This window comes from Providencia sp. PROV_01 (assembly GCF_053098325.1).
Genome location: NZ_JBRFKD010000002.1, coordinates 2,695,539 through 2,713,704, shown reverse-complemented (window position 1 = coordinate 2,713,704; position 18,166 = coordinate 2,695,539). Strand labels below are relative to the sequence as shown.

Genomic DNA, 18,166 nt, shown 5'->3' with positions numbered 1-18,166 from the left:
TGTTGTAATTATGAACACTTTTATAATTTGATTGATTTTAAAGAGATTAAATATTAGTAGATAGAATAAAATTGCTCTTTTCACCGATCCGATGCCGAATAAAATTCCCAGGGGTAACTCCAAGGGCCTGTTTAAAATGTCGAGTGAAATGACTTTGGTCGGAAAAACCGCATTGGTTTGAGACTTCTGCAGGCGTATTTCCTGCTAATAACAGTTTTTTTGCCTTGTGTAAGCGGGCTTGTACTAAGAATGCGTGTGGTGTAATTCCTGTATGCGATTTAAACTGTCGTAGAAAGTGCCATTGGCTAAAACCTGATATTTCGGCTAATTGGCTTAATGAATGTTCTTGTTCGCAGGTGTTGATGAGCAAGTCACAAATTTGTTCTATGCGTTGCTTTGCGGGTGTTATTTCTGTTAATTCAATTTTAGTGCGGTTGTAACGTAAGGTTAGCCAACTTAAAGAGGATAACAACAAGGTTTCCTTGAAAAGGGTATTACCTGATTGAGGTAATAGATTAAACAATAAGCGGAGTTGGGCGCTAAGCCCTGCATCCTGTATCACTGCAATAGGAAACCAGGGTACCAGCCCTTGGTGCTCTGTTGTTAAACCGAGTGTGAGTTGGGTAAAAAGTTCTGGAGTAGGGTAAATAGCCTGATAAGACCAGCCATTTTCCATTGCTGATGAGCCAGTGTGAATTTCATCGGCATTAACTAAAATTATATCCCCTTTAGGCGCGTAGTGGTTTTCGCCAGTACGGAAAAATTGTTGTGCGCCTTCTTCGATAACACCAATGCAAAACCCTTCATGACTATGGCGAGAAAATTTTTGTTGATGATAACGGGCTTTGATCATTTCAAGGCCGTTGAGTTCCTCTAGATGAAAATAGTTAGCGCTTTCCATGGAATTCCTAAAATAATAATGATTAATAACTCAATATTTTTTAATAAAATGTTAAAAGAAAATAATCTTAGCTTGCTATTAAATGAGGTGTTTTAATTTTATACAGTTTTTATCCAACGTTACTTTTAAATAGCACCGACATTTATGTTATAACGTGAAACCTCACTCAAATCACTATTACTATTCCATTTGTTTTTGTGGTGTTAAATTCTTTGTTATTAACAAATACTGGTATTAATCACTGTCTTGCTAGGTGTTTGTAGTCCGCTTCTGATTAAGTTGGTTTGCGTGGTTTATTGTTCTTGTTAGGTGTGTTACTTCATTGCTATAAAACCAGATTATTTTAATTTGTTGAAATTATATTTTATATTTGCATTATTCATTAGTGATATCTTTTATGGAGTGAATAAAGTCTGTATCATAATAAATATAAAGAAATTATGTGAATTTTTTGTTATAACTTTTATTGAGTTAGCGGGTTTCCTATGCTTGAAAATCTCGGTATTACAAACTTATGGACTTATCTTATCGGTGTTATTTTTATTACATTGGTACCAGGCCCTAATTCTTTATTTGTTTTAACTAGCAGTGCGAAATATGGTGTGAAAAATGGTTATAAAGCAGCATTAGGTGTCTTTACAGGAGATGCTATGCTCATTTTTCTATCATTTTTAGGGGTTGCATCTTTAGTGAAAACATCGCCTATCTTTTTTAGTGTTATAAAATACGCAGGGGCGGCTTATTTATTTTATTTAGGGATTAAAACCTTATATAGCGTATTGCATAAGAAAGAAAATACAGGTGATGTTGATTCAATTACTTTAGAAACCAAGGGTACCTATAAAAAAGCCGTTTTTTTAAGTTTACTAAATCCTAAAATGATCATTTTTTATGTTTCATTTTTTATCCAATTCATTGACCCAGCATACCCAAGCGCGGGTGTGCCATTTTTTATTCTTGGCGCCATTTTAGAAGCCTGTAGCATGATTTATTTATCACTATTGATTTTTGGCGCGGTTGCCGTAACGAATATGGTTAAACATAATAAAAAGCTATCTAAATTATCTAATAGTTGTATTGGCGCTGTATTCTTGATGTTTGGAGCAAAACTTGCACTAACCGCATAATAGTTTTATCAGAAATAGCCGGCCCAAGCGCTGGCTATTTTTTTATCACTGTTACCCACTCACTAGCTTCCGTTTAGTGTCTTCCTTGCCCGTTTGACGGTATAGTGTTTGCATGCCTGGCGTGTATATCTAGTTAGCATCTCAGTCATTAAAGCTATTGTTGCAGTCAATGAAAATACGCAAGTGACATTAGCAGAGTTAATGCCTTATGACTGGAAGGCCGCGAGGTGTTAAGCTCGAAAATAAAAATACAACGTAGAAATAGTAAAATGGAAAAAAGGGCAATGATAGGATGAACGAGGAAGTTAAACATTTTACGGCAACAGCAATGATCCGTAATGAGCATGGTGAATTTTTATTACACGAACATCAAAAGCTTGGTTTTTGGTTACCTCCGGGGGGCCACATCGAAGTGAATGAAGAGCCACAGCATGCTGTTTTTCGAGAAGTTCTTGAGGAAACTGGGTTAGAGTGCCAAGTAGTCAGTTGTGGTTTCCCGTTTGCATCACAAATCCATGATTCATCCCATACACAAGTACTGCCGTTGCCTATCGCTATCTTGAAAGAGTTTATTGTCGATAAAAAGAAAGGTAACCATTGGCATATTGATATGATTTATTTATGTGAGTTATTGCCTTCATCACAACCGCCTTTTGCACCATTTGAATGGGTGCCATTTGAGGCGCTCGCCAAACTCAATATTCCAGCCGACGTGATTGAGTTGGCGAAAGTGGTCAATGAATATTATCGGTTGCAGGGTAAATAGTTATCATGAATGTGGACATGGGTAGGAATGTAAGTACAAGATTAATTTATATTAAAGAATAATAAAGATAGTCCCAATAGAATGAGTAGTGCACCAATTGTTCTATCCATAATAAATTGGTAGTTAAGAATTTTGTTTCGTACTACGGGTGTCGCAAAGAAAATAGCAATTAGACTAAACCAAAGCCAATGAGCGAAAGAAATAAATAGGCCATAACTTAAATTTAACCAAATTGAGTTCTGTGTACTGATAACTTGGCTGTACACAGAAACTACAAAAAACATGGTTTTTGGGTTTAAAGCATTCGTCAAAAAACCATTTTTAAAAGCGTTTAAGGCAGATAATGGCCTTGATACTGCATTATTTGAGGATATTTTTACTTTATTTGTTAATGAGTTAAATCCGATATACACCAAGTAAATTACACCAATAAGTTTAACTATTAAGAATAATGTTGGTGAATTCATGATGACCAGCGTGATACCAAAAACGGTATAGAACACATGAACCTGTACCCCAATAGCGATACCTAGCGCACACAATAAGCCTGTTTTAATGCCATAGGTATAACTATTGCGAGTTACCATAGCGAAGTCAGGCCCTGGACTAATTACGGCTAAAATGGTGATGGTCGCAACTGCAATAACTTCATTCATATTAATTTCCTGAAAGGTAATAGAAACAGACTAAAAATGTATTTACTTTGAAATAATTTGTTTATTTATTGTTTTTATTATCAATGGATTGAATAAAACTAAAAAGCGATTTATCCTGACGCAAATCTGTCAGTTTTTGTTACCTATATATATGAAACTACCACCGTTAACATCATTACGTTTTTTTGATACTGCTGCGAAAGCAGGCAGTTTTGTGAAGGCAGCAAAAGAGCTAAATGTGACTCATAGTGCGATTAGCCGACAAATTCGTTTATTAGAAGAATATCTTGGTGTTGAGTTATTCGAACGAAGGAACCGAGCTGTTTTTTTAACGGCTAACGGGCAAATATTGTTACAAACAACTAGTTCGATATTTGAACAGCTTAAAGACGGTGTTGAAAAGATAAAAAGTAGCACGTTTCCTAATGTTGTTAGCTTGTCTTGTGAACCAACAATTGCAATGAAGTGGTTAATTCCTCGACTTACGCATTTTTATCAACAATATCCTCATATTACGGTACATCTAGTTGCCGCAGGTGGTGTTATTGATTTTACAAAAGCGAACGTTGATTTAGCATTGAGGCGTAATGATTTTAAATGGAATGACAATCTTTTTGCAGTAAAAGTTTGTTCAGAACGCATGGGGGTTGTGGTTCGGCCTGGACTTGATCTTAAGAAAAACTTTGCTCATATACCACAACTGTCGACGACATCTAGACCCAATGCATGGACAACTTGGCAGAATATAAAAAAAGTTACTCTTCCAAATAGTAAAACTATTACATATGAGCACTTTTACTTGTGCATTCAAGCTGCATTGGCGGGGCAAGGAGCAGCGCTTGCATCATTTTTGATGGTTGCGGATGAAGTACAATCAAAGCAATTAGCCGCACCATATGGTTTCATTGAAGATAGTTCTGCATATTATTTATTGTCATCGAAACCTATTGAAAAGGGCAGTGCAGCAGCTATTTTTATCCAGTGGCTAATAGAGCAGGTGAATATCAGTATTGAAACCCTGATTGACGGAAGATAATTACCTATCAAAAAAAGAAGGTTTGATTATAAAGCCAGCGAACCCTAATGAAAAATAAATAATTTATGTCATAACCATTTCTTTGCGTGCTATATTTCTCTGCTAGGTTTGGTGTTTTATGTCGGAGCAAATAATGAGCAAGATACGAGTAGGTGTTATTTTTGGTGGTCGATCAACAGAACATGAAGTTTCGCTACAGTCCGCTAAAAATATTATCAATGGATTAGATCGCAATAAATTTGATGTATGCCTTTTGGGAATCAATAAAGAAGGGCAATGGCATGAATATAACGAATCTGATTATTTATTGCATGGTGATGACCCGTCTCGTATTGCCTTGAATACACCAAAACGTAGCATTGCACTTGTTCCGGGAAAAACGCGAGAACAATTTATTTCGCTTGAAGATACGAAGCCATTGCCGCAAATTGATGTTATTTTCCCTATTGTTCACGGTAACTTAGGTGAAGACGGTTCACTGCAAGGCTTATTGCGTATGGCGAATTTACCGTTTGTCGGGCCGGGGGTTTTAGGTTCGTCGGCCTGTATGGATAAAGACGTTACCAAAAGATTACTTAGAGACGCAGGCTTAAATATCGCCCCGTTTATTACGGTGTTTAAAAATGAACGCGCAACAACGAAATATGAAGCCACTGTGGCACAATTAGGTTTACCGTTATTTATTAAGCCGGCAAATCAAGGTTCATCTGTTGGGATCAGCAAAGTCAGCACTAAATCGGAATTTGACTCGGCACTGGATTTTGCCTTTTTATTTGATACGAAAGTCCTTATTGAAAGCGCAGTAAAAGGGCGTGAAATTGAGTGCGCAGTATTAGGTAATGAAGCGCCTCTTGCCAGTCCTTGTGGTGAAATCGTGTTGCACGATAGTTTTTATGCATACCATACCAAATATATTGATGAGAATGGCGCATCTGTCGTTGCTCCTGCACAATTAGATGAGGCGGTGAGTGATAAAATTCGTGAGATTGCCTTATCCGCATACCGCGCATTAAATTGCTATGGAATGTCCCGTGTGGATGTTTTCTTAACAGAAAATAATGACGTTGTTATCAATGAAATCAACACATTGCCTGGTTTTACGAATATCAGTATGTACCCTAAACTATGGCAGCAAGGCGGTATGACCTATCAGCAATTAATTAGCCGCTTAATTGAGTTAGGAATTGAAAAATTTCAACAAACGGCGATGTTGAAAACGGCATGTAATGAGCTTTAATCGCTGAGATAATACTATCTCGGTAGTTTTTATGACTACCGAGATGTTTATTTACTCTGAACTTGAGCTTTTATCTGTTGTAAAAATAAGTTTGTTTCTTTTGGTGAGGTGAGCCGAACAAACTGAATATGGCGTAAATTGAGATTTGCCATATGACTTAGGTTTCTTTTCTTATTTGGATAGTAAGTCTTTAGCAGCCACAAAATTATCGAATCGCGACTGAAAAAGGCATTTTTCCAACGTTCTTTATTGCCCGTATTTTCCCACAGCTCTTGTCCAGAACGAATGCGCGCTAATGTGCGTGTAATCGACTGATAAAGGGTTCGAGGCAAGGAGTAATCCAACCAAACCACCATGTCGACTTCTTTCCATTTAATGGGTTGAGTCCGTGTATAGTTGCCATCAAGAATCCATCCAGATACCGCTTTATCTAATGTAGCGGCGAGTTTCTGGTTAAGCTCATCATCTGAAGAACCTTGCCAATTTGCTAGCCAATATAAGCTATCTAACTCAATAGAAGGGACATTTAATAACAAAGAAAGTTGTTGGCAAAGGGTACTTTTACCGCTGCCACTAGTGCCAATAATATTAATTTTCATATGTAAACATCAGACAATTTTGTCACTAGGGTTGATCTGGAAATGACTGAATTTGGAACCATTGTATGAACAATGATCCCAGATTAGATGCCTCTACAAATAACACTATTGCTTTAAATTATTTGCACCAGACATAATTGATGTAGCGAAATAATGGCACAAAACCAAATTTTTTATACAGGTCAAATCCTGCTTCTGAAGCATCAAGGAAACAGTGCTCTACACCTTGCTGGCGGCAAAATGCTAAAGCATAATCAATGAGTTGTGATGCATAGCCATTACCTTGATGGCTTGGCTCAGTACCAATATCATCAAAACGGGCTAACGTTCCTTCAATTGTTACGGTCATTGAGGTCGCTGGCTCTCCGTTGACGAGCAACACAAGGTGAAATTGTGGTGCGCCTTGTTGCAAAGCATCCTCATGATAACGCACATATTCTTTAATAACCTGGTCGTGCTCTTCAGATAGATAAAATGCGGAAACAAGTGGCTTAGCCCACAAAGACAAATCGTGATTCGCTAAGACGATATCGACTTGGTTATCAGGCAGTTCAACCTCATTTTGTTTTGCTAAGGTCAACGCCATTGCGGTAGTGACGCTGTCACGTTTGTAACCTAGTGACTCAGCCTCAGTTACCACCTGTTGGAGCATCTCTTCGGGGATCACTAAAGTATGGTTTTTCTTCTGTGAAACAAACAGGTTGTGAGCCTGCATAAAGGCGTGACTGGTCGAGTCAGGCTGCAAATAAATGAAGTTAAACGCCGGCGAATTAAGGGGCGTTAAATAGCAAATTGTGTGTTGTGCAATCTGGATACTATGTTCACAAATAGATGTCCAAAATGTTTTTTCAATCGATTGATAATGTCTTAAATAGTACAACGGAATATTCATTTGTCAGTTACCTGATACAAAACGAGTTAATCGATATGGGCCTAATGCGGCTTGTTCTATTCCATGCAAGATTTCATCTTGAGCCAATTGGCATATCAAAGGCGCTAGCGTAATCGCAGCGTGCATACTGATAATATATAAACCTTCAAAATCAGCAACTTTTCCGACAATTGGCATCTCATCTTTAGGCATAGGTCGCATTCCTATGAAAGCGTTTTCAAGATTTAACGTGTTACTACCTATAAATGAATTTTTAATCGTTGTAAGGGCGTTTTGTGCGATAGCCACTGCACTGTGCTCGGGCTTTTCGCTAATATAGTCTTCAGCACAGAGTATTTTACCTGAACCTGCCTGTCGTAGCTCCATTTGTGGTGTTGAAATGATATGTTGAACCAATGTTTGTTCGATAGAATCATTGATGTGCGCAATGATAGAGGGAGAGGAGCTAACAGGTAATTCAACATTAAGCGATTACATAAGCGCAGCCGCGCCAGCACCAATAATGATAATCTTTTTTTTTATGAGTAGGGTTCATTTAGCCTCAGTATATATGGAAGTCACTAGCAGAAAAATCAGATGGAATTTTAATAGTTTAATGAATAATTATATATATGAAATCTATAAATAGAGCACGATTGTTCCCATTTTTATCAGATATGAACAATTGATGAGAGAAAACGGAGTGTAAGGCTACAATGCAGTAGCCTTAAGAGATTCAAAAAATTACACACGGATAAAACGAGTTACAAAAGCAATAATAACTAATAATGCAGAAATTAATAATAATGCAGTTGCCAAGGACAATTGAAAAGCAACAAAACCAATAGCTGCAGGTCCAGCCAAAATACCTAAATAGCCTAAAGTTGAAATTGCAGGTACGGCAAGAGCCTCTGGCATCGTTTTTTGCTTCCCTACAGCAGAAAACATCACCGGTACTATATTAGATGAACCCGCACCGACTAATGCAAAACCTATGATGGCAAATATGAGATGAGGAGATAAAACAGCAATAACAAAACCAAGGCAAGCGAGCAAAGCACCTAAAAATACGACACGAGCAGAACCGACTCGTATAACAATTTTGTCGCCCAGTAATCGGCCAATAGTCATGGTTGTGGCGAAAGCCGCAAAACCTAAACCGCCTAAAGTTTCTTTTAATCCATGGTGTTCAATTAGAAATACAGCTCCCCAGTCAAGAACTGCGCCTTCAGCAAGAAAAACGGCAAAACAGACAATCCCAATAACTAAAACAATGCCTTTCGGGATAGCGATAAGGGGGCCAGTTGGGGCGTTAGCGTAGGGGATTAAACCGTTATAGCAAGCCGCTAATAGAACCACCGCAACAATTGAAATAATCATTGATGCCATTGTCGCGGAAACGCCAAGTAGCAAGATCAAACTCATGATACCTGCACCTGCTATACCCCCGACACTATAAAAACCGTGAAAACCAGACATAATTGGCTTGTCGGATGACTTTTCAACAATAACAGCTTGAATGTTCATCGCGCAATCTATTAAGCCAATGAAAATTCCAAAAAATAATAAGGCAACGATGATAAAGTTAACTTGCGATAAAGAAGATAAAATGGGGAACAACAAACAAAAGGCGATAGTGGAAAAAACCATTAAGCGGCGGCAGCCATACTTGGCCGCTAATGCTCCGGTCACCGGCATAGCAATAAGTGCCCCTCCACCGAAACATAATAATAGCATGCCAAGGGTGGCATCATTTGCTCCTGTGTTAAGTTTGACATAAGGAACAATGGCTGCCCAGGCCGCGGTAACAAAACCAGCAATAAAAAAAATAATTCGAGTAGAAATTTGCTCCCTTTTAGCGGGTATTAAGGAAACATGGCTATTAACTTGTTGAGTAGATTGCATTTTATAGGGCTTCTTAAAAAGATAAAATTAACTACCTGTATTTAAGATAGTCAGAATTTGTTCATGAAGATATGGGCAACCCGTTGCTACAACGGCACCACCTGCTTCAGCTCGGCTGCCATCCAATGTAGTAACTATGCCACCAGCACGTTCTATAATAGGGATTAATGGAACAATATCATAAGGTTCCAGTGCGAATTCGACACAAATATCGATTCTACCCGCTGCTAGCATTGCCATTGCATAGCATTCTCCCCCATAGCGAGTCATTAATACTTGTTTCTCAAGCGCCATAAAATGAATGTCTGATCGTGCGGCAATAGGTTCAGGTGATGTGGTATGCAAGATGGCTTGTTCGAGTTTGACGTGTTTGCGAGTGGATAAGCGATATTGTCCGTGAGAGCTACTGGTCCAGCTTCCGTGTTGGTCTGCCCAAAAGCGTTCACCAATATAGGGTTGGCTCATCATCCCCATGACCGCTTTGCCATGCTCAGTTAGGCCTATCAGGTTTGCCCATAAAGGGAGTCCACAAAGGAAAGGGCGGGTTCCATCGATGGGGTCAAGTACCCATTGAATGGGACCTGTACCCGTTATTCCATATTCTTCACCCATGATAGAATGCGTTGGATAATGTTTAGATATCAGTTCTCGCATGGCTTTTTCTGCGAGCTTATCCGCTTGAGTGACTGGATCGAAGCGATAGTTGGCTTTGAGTTTGTTTTCAATAACACTAAGTTCATTTGCTCGATAGTATTCAAGAGAAATTTTACCGGCTGTATTGGCAAGTTCATGTAAGAAAAAGCTATCTGGTAACTGAGAGTGTGTCATTTAGTTGTCCTCGAGTGCTTGAACAAGATAGTGTTTGACATCTTTTCTTGCTCGATTATGATTGCTAAAAAAGTTAATGAGGAAGTGTATGCTCGATTATGTCGCTTTTCCAGAACAAAGGCAAAATAAAATTCGCCAGTTACTACAAGATGAAGGGCGTGTGGTTTGCACGACGTTAGCCCGTGAAATGCAAGTATCAGAGCATACTATTCGCAGGGATTTAAATGAATTAGCACAAGAAGGCGTTTGTCGTCGAGTCCATGGCGGTGCGGTCAGTATGCTTGAGGAAAAGGGCACATTCGAGCAGAGAACGACACAAAACCAAGATGAAAAAATCAAAATAGCGAAGGCTTGCAATAAACTAGTCAAACAAAATACCTGTATTTTTATTGACTCAGGTTCAACTAACTTAGAAATCGCTCGTTATTTACCTTCAGAGCTATCGTTGACGGTTGTGACTCATTCTCCAGCAATAGCATTAGAACTAATGAAGAAGCCACTATGTGAAGTGATTTTAATTGGTGGAAAATTAAACCGTCAAGTTGGCGCGAGTATTGATATTTCTGCAGTGAATCAAATCAATCAAATCCATTTTGACCAATGCTTTATTGGTGGCTGTGCTTTAGATCCACAAATGGGGGTTTCGATATTTGATTATGAAGAATCTAAATTTAAGAAAATCCTTTTTGAACGCAGTAATCAAGTCATTATGGGGGTAACCGCAGACAAATTACCTGGAGTTGCGAGGTATAAGATTGCCAATTGTGAACAAATTTCAATTTTAGTTATGACAACAGAATTGAATAAACAAACGACTGACTTGTTTACTAATATGGCAATAAAGATTGCACAAGCATAGGCCACATGTCTAACTTTTATCTTGTATCATGAGGGCATTTTAGGTGCTATTTGTTATAAAAAAATCAATATAATATCTTCGAAAGGCCCTTATAGACATGATGAGTGCGCGATGAAATTAAAAATGACTACCTTGTTACTTTCACTTTATTCATTGGGTGTATTTGCTCAGGATTTATCTGTGAATATGCAAACCATGCACTTTGCAGGCAAAGAAATAAACTATTACTTAATCCAAAAACAAGCCGAAAAATCAAAGGATTTATTAGTTCTATTACAAGGCTCTGATTGTAAAAGCGTCATTAATAATCCAAACATGCTGAAAAATTTCGGTGTGGTATTTCCTGATAATGATATTTTATTAGTTGAAAAAACAGGGTTAAACAACCTAGTGGGGGCTAATGATGAAGAAGCTTCGGAAGAAGAGTGTCCTGTTGACTATATGTCGAAAGACTCGCCATTAGAACGCGCCAATAATTATGTAGCAGTATTACAACAATTAAAAAATGATTATCAACACATAGTGCTATTAGGCGGAAGTGAAGGTGCACTGGTAACTAATTTAATTGTTGCACAAGAAAATTTTATAACCGCATCCGTTGCATTGAATGTCGGCGGACAATATTTTATTAATGATGTTCTGTATAGTATTGAAAATAATACACCTAAAGAAGAAATTGCTAACTCAAAAGAAGGTTTTAAACAATTTGCAGAAGCGGTAAAACAAAAGCAATTAAATAACGACCAATTTGTCAGCGGCCATGGCCCGAAATGGTGGTATGAGATGCTCACCATTGACAATTTAAAACTTATCCAGTCAGTTAAAACTCCACATTTGGTGATACAAACGATGGCGAATACCAACGTGGATGCTCATGGTACAGACAATATGATGAAACAAATTCGTAATCCCCATGTCAGCTACCGAGCATATCAAGATTTAGACCATTTTTTTAAAGATAAAGATGGGCAGTTACATATTGAACAAATTGTGACAGATATTCAACATTGGTACCAAACGGTGACAAAATAAAGTGGATATACTCGGCTTTATCGTTATATTATTCCCCATTGTCGTGTCACCGGGAGCAAGCTTTGCGATTGCTTTAAATAGTGTGTTAAACCAAGGCATTAGAGGACTGTTTATACCTATTATTGGAACGGGATTAGGCATTTTAACTCATGGTTTTTTAGTTGGAATTGATTTAAGTAAAATACTGGTTTCTTACCAGTGGGTAATGAATTTAATTGGTATTTTAGGTACATTATATCTATTGTATCTTGCTATTTCATTGATCATTCCAGGAATTAATGCCAGTAAAAGAGAAAGCTCTCAAGAAATAAAAAAAATTACGGTCAAAGATGCTTATTTAGCTAATTTACTTAACCCAAAAGCGATTATTTTATATTTAGTCGTTGTTTCAAAATATGCAGGAGCTGACCCGTCACTTGCTAATTCTCTTGTATTATCACTTATCCATATTATCATGATGGCTTTATGGCTGCTGTTTTCTTGCTCCGCTTTAATTATTTCTTCTTCCTCCCTGAGCGCCTCAACATTACGAAAATACATTAATATTGGTGGTGGAGTGTTGCTATTAGCGATTACACTAGAGCCTTATTTTTTTAGGTAAAGTAAAATGCACCTTATTTATTAAGATGCATTTAATAAAATCATTCCGAAATATAGCTGTAGTAATTAAATATAGGTACAAAACCCAGTCTTTTGTAGATAGATAACCCTTCACTGGATGACTCTAATACACACTGTTTAGCCCCTTGTTGATGGCAAAGGTATAGCGCATGTTTAATAAGTGAAGTCGCGAGCCCTTTACCTTGGTATTGAATATCAGTACCAATATCATCAAGTCGAGCTGTTTCATTATTAAATGTCATAGTTAAGGTTGAGACTGGTTGCTGATCTGCAAATAAGACTAAATGCACCATATTAGTTTGTTTATCAAGTGCTCTTTGGTGATAACGAATATACTCGTCAGTAACAGTTGAGTCACTTTCATCTGTATCAGAATCGACAGGGAATGCTGTAATTAACGGCTGAGCCCAATCCTTGAGTTGATTATTGCTGAACACAACCTGAAAAGCCGCATTAAGCTGCGGTGGTGAATTGTACTGAGATAAAACGTCTTGCGGTAAAATCATTGCGGTTGATTCACCATCATAGATTAACCCCCGTGTTACTATTTCTGACTCAAATAGAGAACGTATTTGGCCATGAACAACAAGGACATAAGGCTTAGCTTGTTGTTTGAACAGCATTTCAGCCTTCTCGTAATCTGAAATGAGCGCACCTTGGTGGAGGTAAATATAATTAAATATAGGCAATGGTAGCTCAGAAAAGTAAGCACTAGTTTGGTTGCTGATTTTCACTACATTTGCACATATTGCAGACCAAAAATAGTGTTCTTGTTGATAGAACAAATTTTCATTGTTATCCATTATGTATACTCAATTTATAGTAGTAGATAATATTTTTATGGCTTGATTGTATATAAAACGCAATGATCGCTATAGTATTCGTATAATTGAAAGCACGAAAAGAACCATTTTATTGCAATTTATTGGGTTTATAAGAAAATAGGTCTTCCTAGAAAAGACATTGCATAAAAATAAGAGAATTATTATGAATAACGCCCCAGACACGATAACCTTTTTTGAGCGTTTACTTCCACTGGTGGTTTCCGGTAAAAAAATTATCACTATCCGTGATAAAAGCGAGAGCGATTATGTTCCTGGGACTATTGTGAAGGTATACGCGCTGGAAACAGGTGAATATTATACTGATATTAAAATATTGTCGGTAGAGCCCATTTCTTATGATGACATTTCTGAATACCACGCTAAGCAAGAAGCCATGAGTCTAGAGACGTTGAAAGCGCTTATCAAAGAGATTTACCCAAACGAGCAATATTTATACGTAATCACTTACCAATTGCTGAATAGCACTGACTGATCACGAATATAGTTTTTTGGCAATTTGTAAAAATGCCTTTGTTGCCGGTGATGCTTGGTTCTCGTTAATAACAGCAAAAGTAATACTACGCTTAACTGGTGGGCTAAGGGGGTTCACCATTAGTGGCTGCGGGTGCAGGGGTATTTATTGCACTAAATCCGCTGAGTGCGGTTATTGTGGGAACTCTATTTCTTAATGAGCTACTCAGTACAGTGACCTTTATTGGCGGAATATTAATTTTTGGAGAATACTTATTGCGAATAAAAAATAATATAAAAATAGGCCAAATTAGAGGCCTATTTTAAGTTTATTTGAATTTTTCTTGATGTTTTAAAATAAATTCTTTTAGTGATGTTGGCGCTTTACCCGTTATAGTTTGAAAATTATCAAAAATTATTCCTGAACGGTCTAATTCCCCATTGGTAAAAGCGACATAATGGTCATAGATACTTTTCATATAAGCGAGTTCTAAATTATTTTTAACGGCATGTTGCCAAAACTCATTGGGATTTTCTGCCTGATAGCTGAAAGGGATCCCCAATTGTTCTGTTAATAATTCAGCTATTTGTGTGTAGTTTTTGTCTTCATAACCAAGACGATAAATTTGGCTTGCATGCTGTTGCGGGTTAAGTAAGCAATAAGCCGCTAGTTCAGCAACATCGGCACAGTCTACCCAACTGAGTACTGCATTGCCAAAATAAGAGCGCAAGACACCTTTTTGTAAGTTTTCATCTCCTTGATAACCCAGTAAGTTTTGCATATAAGATTCGGGGCGAAGGTGAGTAAATTGTATTCCTGACCATTCAATATAGCGTTCAATAAGCTGGTGCCATGCCCAATGGGCCACTTGAGCGCTATCGTCCCCACAGGCACCTAAGTGCACGATATATTTCACGGCCGATTTTTTTGCAATATCAACGAAGACCTTACTTTGTACAAGCATATCAATGGTATAGCCCGTCATCATGAAAACGGAATCTATACCCTGTAAAGCGGTTTCAATAGTATCTGGCTTATCATAATCCATAACAACAGTTCGATAAGGTGTGTTTTTCAACTTAGCAGGATCTCTAACCGCTAAAACAATATCATGATAGCCTTTGTTCTGTAATGATTGGATAAGGTAATGACCAACCTGGCCTGTCGCACCAGTAATAAGAATTGTATTTTTCATGAATATCCTATAGTTACAATATATTCAGTTAAAGTGTTTTGCTCATAATATATTCAAGAGATTTCTGTGTTTCGCTTGTAAATAACATTTCTTTTAGAATATGCATATCGTTTGACTGATAAAATGCCATTGCTCGAGTGTTACTTGCGAGAACATCTAGCCATAGCAAAGAGTCACCTTGTTGTTTTGCGAGCGCTTCAATAAATTTAAATACGGTTTTTCCATAACCTTTACCTGTAGCGCCAGGAGAAAAGTAAAGCTTATTTAACAAAGTACCAACTAAATTAGTTTCAGGTATACAGGAGTGATAGGTTAGTTTTACTAAACCGATTGGGCTCCTATTTTCAATAACATACCAATCAATATGCTGTTGATTAAGGTCTTCAGTGATTTTAGTTGTGCTGTATTCTTGATTTAAATATGAGTTAAGTTCATTTTGGCTATTCCATAATGTAGCAAAATGATGCAAATAATTTTCCGTACCTATTTTATGTAGCAATAACGCGTCGTGTTTCGTTGCTTTTCTTAGTATATGGGGAACTTGGTTCATAAATGTTTTCTCCTGTGCTTTATCAGTGTATAGCAATCAATTGATAAATGTCATAGAAGAGGAAAAATAGAGCATTTTTGGTATTAGAGAGAAGATAAAAGGACTATTTAGCCCTTTTATCTGATGATGATTATTTAATTGTTTGGCTAATATCTGAGTAAGCAAATAACGCTTGGGCTCCACCTGTATGAACAAATAGAATGGGGGTTTTTTCTTCAGAGTTTTCTAAGTAGTCAATTAATCCAGCCATGGCTTTACCGGTATAAACTGGGTCTAATAAAATACCTTCTTGCCTCGCTAATAAATTGATTGCTGCGAGGCCTTTTTGGTTTGGCATTCCGTACATGGGGGTAAAGAAGTTATCCCATAGTTGTACTTTGGGTGTTTTAGTTAGATCCAGCCATTGAGCCAGTTCGGATTGCAATTTTTCAACTTTAGGGGCTTGGTCTTGTTGTTTTCTTGAAACGGTGACACCAATTACTTGGCTTTGTGGTAACAGTTCTTGCAAGCCAATGGCAAGCCCTGCATGCGTTCCAGCACTCCCGGAGGCAACAATAACTTTGTCAAATTCTATATGTTCTGGCTTCTGCTGAGCTATTTCAATAGCACATTGAATATAGCCTAAGGCACCTAATGCATTTGACCCTCCAACAGGGACAATATAGGCATCTTTAAGAGAAAGTGTTTTTATTAATTCTTCCAGTTGAGATTGCGGATCGGTTAGTTCGTCACACATAACACAACGAGTGGCAAATAAATCAGTTAATAATTTATTACCATTATGAAGAAAGTTAGGATTATCGCTTTGAATTGGATTTTCTAACAATGCAACGCATTCAAGCCCATGCATAGCGGCAACTGCGGCTGTTTGGCGGACATGGTTTGATTGAATTGCCCCCGCAGTAACAATAATTTTTGCTTTTTTGGCTAATGCATCAGCCATTAAAAATTCTAGTTTACGCAGTTTATTTCCCCCCATGGCAAGGGGAGTCATATCATCACGCTTTATATAAATCTCACGACCAAACTTACGCGATAAATTATTCAATCGATTAAGTGGAGTCGATGCGTTAAGTAAATCTATTTTTGCAAACTGTGCTAGTCGTTGTTGAAGAGACATCTAAATTCCCAATAATTAATAAGAGAAACCAAGGTAAAGGTAAATAGCAAGAACAATACTGGCAGTCACTAGTGCATAAGGCATCTGTGTTCGAATATGCTCAATATGTTCGCAGTCTGTCGCCATTGATGCAACAATAGCATCCGCAGAAATTGGAGAGGTCATATCGCCAAATATTGAGCCAGAAATTGCTGCACCAATCATATATTCCACAGGCATTCCTACAGATAAACCTAATTGAACTCCGATAGGGATCATTATTGCGAAAGTACCCCAAGAGGTGCCTGTTGCTAAAGACATAATGGCGCTAATTATAAAGATAAAACCAATAGAAAAACCTGGGGCCATAACGCCTTGAGTGACTTCAGCAATATAAGCACCTGTATTTAACTCAGCAGAAACATTACCCATTAAAAATGCTAAAATCATAATGGAGCTAATTTTTAGCATATTGGCATAACCGACAAACAATTCTTTAAAGAAAGCATCAATATTTAGTAACCGTCGACCGATAAACCAACAGAAAGATATCATAGTACCAAACATGACTCCCCAATATACGGATGTCGAACCGCTTCCTTTACTAAAGTCACCATCACCTGTGATATATAGTGCGATAGGGACCATTAATACTGTAGATAAAATAGGTATAAAGAAGTTTAATGAAGAATGAGCATTAGGGTGGTCAATAATCTCTTCTTCGTTATCCTGACGTTGTAATTGAGAAATGTTCCCAGCAATAAAATTTTGTTGGTATGTATCTTCTGCTTTTTTCATGGGACCCCATGAAATATTAGTAAATACATAGAATAGGATCGTTATAATGGATAACCAAGCCATTAAATTGTAACCAATCGACGTAATTAAAATATCAAAAGGCTCGCCTTGAATCAGCCCTTGGGAAATTTGTACCCCAATTAACCCCATTATTACCGCTCCCCACCCATTGATGATGGCAGAGGAACAAACAGAAACACACGCAGTTTGGATAATATAGGACATTTTTTCAGGGGCAACACCATATTGTCGTGCGAGATTTTTAGTTGAAGCTCCAGCGACTAATTGGTTAATTGAACTTTCAATAAAAATAAGAGAAGTAATGATAATGGCGAGCAACTGAGTAGATTTACGGTTTTTAATTAATTTTGTCTTATTGGTAAGTAACTGAACTAAAGCACGAACGCCACCTGTAACCACAACAAGTCTCATGATCCCACCGATCATAACCATAAAGACAATTGTTCGCGTATTTCCTGCAGATGAAAATGTATCAATAATACCATCAACGGTACCTTGTACACCTAATAATACGTTGTGGTCATGAATGACAGTAAAACCAACGAGTATTCCTAACATTAATGAAAGCATGACTTGGCGAGTTAATATCGCCAATATTATAGTCACAATGGGAGTGATAACGGTCCAAATACCATAGTCCTGCATGTGTTTACCTGTGATCCGAGAGAAAATATGAATTTTATAATTGTTGAAAAATCATAGCATTAATAGGAACACGGTAGAATAATTTTATGTAGTTTGAAATACGTTGTGACAATAAATTAATAAG

Annotated in this window: 20 protein-coding genes; 8 read left to right on the top strand and 12 right to left on the bottom strand. The window is 37.5% G+C overall.

The features are described from left to right. Nucleotides 1–46: 46 nt before the first annotated feature. A complete protein-coding gene (locus tag ACU696_RS13170; protein ID WP_209101489.1) occupies nt 47–901 on the bottom strand; it encodes a helix-turn-helix transcriptional regulator in 855 nt (284 codons plus the stop codon). Between the two features lie 485 nt (nt 902–1,386). On the opposite strand from ACU696_RS13170, the gene leuE reads away from it, so the two are divergent. Both leuE and ACU696_RS13160 read left to right on the top strand, forming a co-directional pair. Then, the gene (gene leuE / locus ACU696_RS13165; protein WP_164528843.1) at nt 1,387–2,028 is read left to right on the top strand and encodes a leucine efflux protein LeuE; all 642 of its coding nucleotides are present in this window, start codon (nt 1,387–1,389) and stop codon (nt 2,026–2,028) included. 292 nt (nt 2,029–2,320) lie between these two features. Beyond that, a complete protein-coding gene (locus tag ACU696_RS13160; RefSeq protein WP_109912202.1) occupies nt 2,321–2,794 on the top strand; it encodes an NUDIX hydrolase in 474 nt (157 codons plus the stop codon). Nucleotides 2,795–2,835: 41 nt separating this feature from the next. Here the strand turns inward: ACU696_RS13160 and ACU696_RS13155 are convergent, their stop codons facing one another. Then, nucleotides 2,836–3,450 (bottom strand): LysE family translocator, encoded by a 615-nt coding sequence (locus tag ACU696_RS13155; protein ID WP_196723397.1) that lies wholly within the window; start codon nt 3,448–3,450, stop codon nt 2,836–2,838. Between the two features lie 151 nt (nt 3,451–3,601). Between ACU696_RS13155 and ACU696_RS13150 the strand changes: the two genes are divergently transcribed. Continuing rightward, the gene (locus ACU696_RS13150) at nt 3,602–4,486 is read left to right on the top strand and encodes a LysR substrate-binding domain-containing protein (protein WP_196718394.1); all 885 of its coding nucleotides are present in this window, start codon (nt 3,602–3,604) and stop codon (nt 4,484–4,486) included. A gap of 133 nt (nt 4,487–4,619) precedes the next feature. Further along, nucleotides 4,620–5,723: a D-alanine--D-alanine ligase gene (gene ddlA, locus ACU696_RS13145; RefSeq protein ID WP_209101492.1), complete on the top strand. Its 1,104-nt coding sequence runs from the start codon at nt 4,620–4,622 to the stop codon at nt 5,721–5,723. A 47-nt stretch (nt 5,724–5,770) separates the two neighbouring features. Here the strand turns inward: ddlA and ACU696_RS13140 are convergent, their stop codons facing one another. The 5 genes from ACU696_RS13140 to hisN all read right to left on the bottom strand — a co-directional run bounded on the left by ACU696_RS13140 (nt 5,771) and on the right by hisN (nt 9,926). Further along, entirely contained in the window at nt 5,771–6,322 is a 552-nt protein-coding gene (locus tag ACU696_RS13140) for an adenylate kinase (RefSeq protein WP_164528842.1), read from the bottom strand. 118 nt (nt 6,323–6,440) lie between these two features. Then, nucleotides 6,441–7,214 (bottom strand): GNAT family N-acetyltransferase, encoded by a 774-nt coding sequence (locus ACU696_RS13135; RefSeq protein ID WP_004910844.1) that lies wholly within the window; start codon nt 7,212–7,214, stop codon nt 6,441–6,443. A gap of 3 nt (nt 7,215–7,217) precedes the next feature. Beyond that, nucleotides 7,218–7,610 carry a hypothetical protein gene (locus ACU696_RS13130; protein ID WP_231136482.1) on the bottom strand — a complete coding sequence of 131 codons (393 nt, stop codon included), beginning with the start codon at nt 7,608–7,610 and terminating at the stop codon, nt 7,218–7,220. 327 nt (nt 7,611–7,937) lie between these two features. Then, complete coding sequence (locus ACU696_RS13125) at nt 7,938–9,098, bottom strand: MFS transporter (protein ID WP_447343122.1); 1,161 nt, start codon at nt 9,096–9,098, stop codon at nt 7,938–7,940. Between the two features lie 27 nt (nt 9,099–9,125). After that, the gene (gene hisN, locus ACU696_RS13120; RefSeq protein WP_164528840.1) at nt 9,126–9,926 is read right to left on the bottom strand and encodes a histidinol-phosphatase; all 801 of its coding nucleotides are present in this window, start codon (nt 9,924–9,926) and stop codon (nt 9,126–9,128) included. An 88-nt stretch (nt 9,927–10,014) separates the two neighbouring features. On the opposite strand from hisN, the gene ACU696_RS13115 reads away from it, so the two are divergent. From ACU696_RS13115 to ACU696_RS13105, 3 genes are all read left to right on the top strand, one after another. Continuing rightward, complete coding sequence (locus ACU696_RS13115; RefSeq protein WP_164528839.1) at nt 10,015–10,785, top strand: DeoR/GlpR family DNA-binding transcription regulator; 771 nt, start codon at nt 10,015–10,017, stop codon at nt 10,783–10,785. A 111-nt stretch (nt 10,786–10,896) separates the two neighbouring features. Continuing rightward, entirely contained in the window at nt 10,897–11,817 is a 921-nt protein-coding gene (locus ACU696_RS13110) for an alpha/beta hydrolase (RefSeq protein WP_209101498.1), read from the top strand. Between the two features lies 1 nt (nt 11,818). After that, a complete protein-coding gene (locus tag ACU696_RS13105; RefSeq protein WP_209101501.1) occupies nt 11,819–12,418 on the top strand; it encodes a LysE family translocator in 600 nt (199 codons plus the stop codon). A gap of 40 nt (nt 12,419–12,458) precedes the next feature. Here ACU696_RS13105 and ACU696_RS13100 read toward each other — a convergent pair whose 3' ends face one another. Continuing rightward, nucleotides 12,459–13,241 (bottom strand): GNAT family N-acetyltransferase, encoded by a 783-nt coding sequence (locus ACU696_RS13100; RefSeq protein ID WP_109912213.1) that lies wholly within the window; start codon nt 13,239–13,241, stop codon nt 12,459–12,461. A 184-nt stretch (nt 13,242–13,425) separates the two neighbouring features. Here ACU696_RS13100 and yqfB point away from each other — a divergent pair, with 184 nt between their 5' ends. Next, nucleotides 13,426–13,755 carry a N(4)-acetylcytidine aminohydrolase gene (yqfB, locus tag ACU696_RS13095; RefSeq protein WP_004910859.1) on the top strand — a complete coding sequence of 110 codons (330 nt, stop codon included), beginning with the start codon at nt 13,426–13,428 and terminating at the stop codon, nt 13,753–13,755. Nucleotides 13,756–14,062: 307 nt separating this feature from the next. On the opposite strand, the gene ACU696_RS13090 is transcribed toward yqfB, so the two are convergent. The 4 genes from ACU696_RS13090 to ACU696_RS13075 form a co-directional block, all read right to left on the bottom strand. Then, complete coding sequence (locus ACU696_RS13090; RefSeq protein ID WP_109912215.1) at nt 14,063–14,929, bottom strand: SDR family oxidoreductase; 867 nt, start codon at nt 14,927–14,929, stop codon at nt 14,063–14,065. Nucleotides 14,930–14,957: 28 nt separating this feature from the next. Continuing rightward, the gene (locus ACU696_RS13085; protein ID WP_209101504.1) at nt 14,958–15,479 is read right to left on the bottom strand and encodes a GNAT family N-acetyltransferase; all 522 of its coding nucleotides are present in this window, start codon (nt 15,477–15,479) and stop codon (nt 14,958–14,960) included. Between the two features lie 130 nt (nt 15,480–15,609). After that, complete coding sequence (locus ACU696_RS13080; protein ID WP_004910863.1) at nt 15,610–16,599, bottom strand: D-cysteine desulfhydrase; 990 nt, start codon at nt 16,597–16,599, stop codon at nt 15,610–15,612. Between the two features lie 15 nt (nt 16,600–16,614). Then, nucleotides 16,615–18,042, bottom strand: coding sequence for a Na+/H+ antiporter NhaC family protein (locus ACU696_RS13075; protein ID WP_164528835.1), 1,428 nt, complete (start codon nt 18,040–18,042; stop codon nt 16,615–16,617). Between the last annotated feature and the right edge of the window lie 124 nt (nt 18,043–18,166).

What these genes read in the sequence shown, in the direction of transcription:
- ACU696_RS13170 (WP_209101489.1), bottom strand. Translation starts at nt 901, where the DNA reads ATGGAAAGCGCTAACTATTTTCATCTAGAGGAACTCAACGGCCTTGAA.
- leuE (WP_164528843.1), top strand. Translation starts at nt 1,387, where the DNA reads ATGCTTGAAAATCTCGGTATTACAAACTTATGGACTTATCTTATCGGT.
- ACU696_RS13160 (WP_109912202.1), top strand. Translation starts at nt 2,321, where the DNA reads ATGAACGAGGAAGTTAAACATTTTACGGCAACAGCAATGATCCGTAAT.
- ACU696_RS13155 (WP_196723397.1), bottom strand. Translation starts at nt 3,450, where the DNA reads ATGAATGAAGTTATTGCAGTTGCGACCATCACCATTTTAGCCGTAATT.
- ACU696_RS13150 (WP_196718394.1), top strand. Translation starts at nt 3,602, where the DNA reads ATGAAACTACCACCGTTAACATCATTACGTTTTTTTGATACTGCTGCG.
- ddlA (WP_209101492.1), top strand. Translation starts at nt 4,620, where the DNA reads ATGAGCAAGATACGAGTAGGTGTTATTTTTGGTGGTCGATCAACAGAA.
- ACU696_RS13140 (WP_164528842.1), bottom strand. Translation starts at nt 6,322, where the DNA reads ATGAAAATTAATATTATTGGCACTAGTGGCAGCGGTAAAAGTACCCTT.
- ACU696_RS13135 (WP_004910844.1), bottom strand. Translation starts at nt 7,214, where the DNA reads ATGAATATTCCGTTGTACTATTTAAGACATTATCAATCGATTGAAAAA.
- ACU696_RS13125 (WP_447343122.1), bottom strand. Translation starts at nt 9,098, where the DNA reads ATGCAATCTACTCAACAAGTTAATAGCCATGTTTCCTTAATACCCGCT.
- hisN (WP_164528840.1), bottom strand. Translation starts at nt 9,926, where the DNA reads ATGACACACTCTCAGTTACCAGATAGCTTTTTCTTACATGAACTTGCC.
- ACU696_RS13115 (WP_164528839.1), top strand. Translation starts at nt 10,015, where the DNA reads ATGCTCGATTATGTCGCTTTTCCAGAACAAAGGCAAAATAAAATTCGC.
- ACU696_RS13110 (WP_209101498.1), top strand. Translation starts at nt 10,897, where the DNA reads ATGAAATTAAAAATGACTACCTTGTTACTTTCACTTTATTCATTGGGT.
- ACU696_RS13100 (WP_109912213.1), bottom strand. Translation starts at nt 13,241, where the DNA reads ATGGATAACAATGAAAATTTGTTCTATCAACAAGAACACTATTTTTGG.
- yqfB (WP_004910859.1), top strand. Translation starts at nt 13,426, where the DNA reads ATGAATAACGCCCCAGACACGATAACCTTTTTTGAGCGTTTACTTCCA.
- ACU696_RS13090 (WP_109912215.1), bottom strand. Translation starts at nt 14,929, where the DNA reads ATGAAAAATACAATTCTTATTACTGGTGCGACAGGCCAGGTTGGTCAT.
- ACU696_RS13085 (WP_209101504.1), bottom strand. Translation starts at nt 15,479, where the DNA reads ATGAACCAAGTTCCCCATATACTAAGAAAAGCAACGAAACACGACGCG.
- ACU696_RS13080 (WP_004910863.1), bottom strand. Translation starts at nt 16,599, where the DNA reads ATGTCTCTTCAACAACGACTAGCACAGTTTGCAAAAATAGATTTACTT.
- ACU696_RS13075 (WP_164528835.1), bottom strand. Translation starts at nt 18,042, where the DNA reads ATGCAGGACTATGGTATTTGGACCGTTATCACTCCCATTGTGACTATA.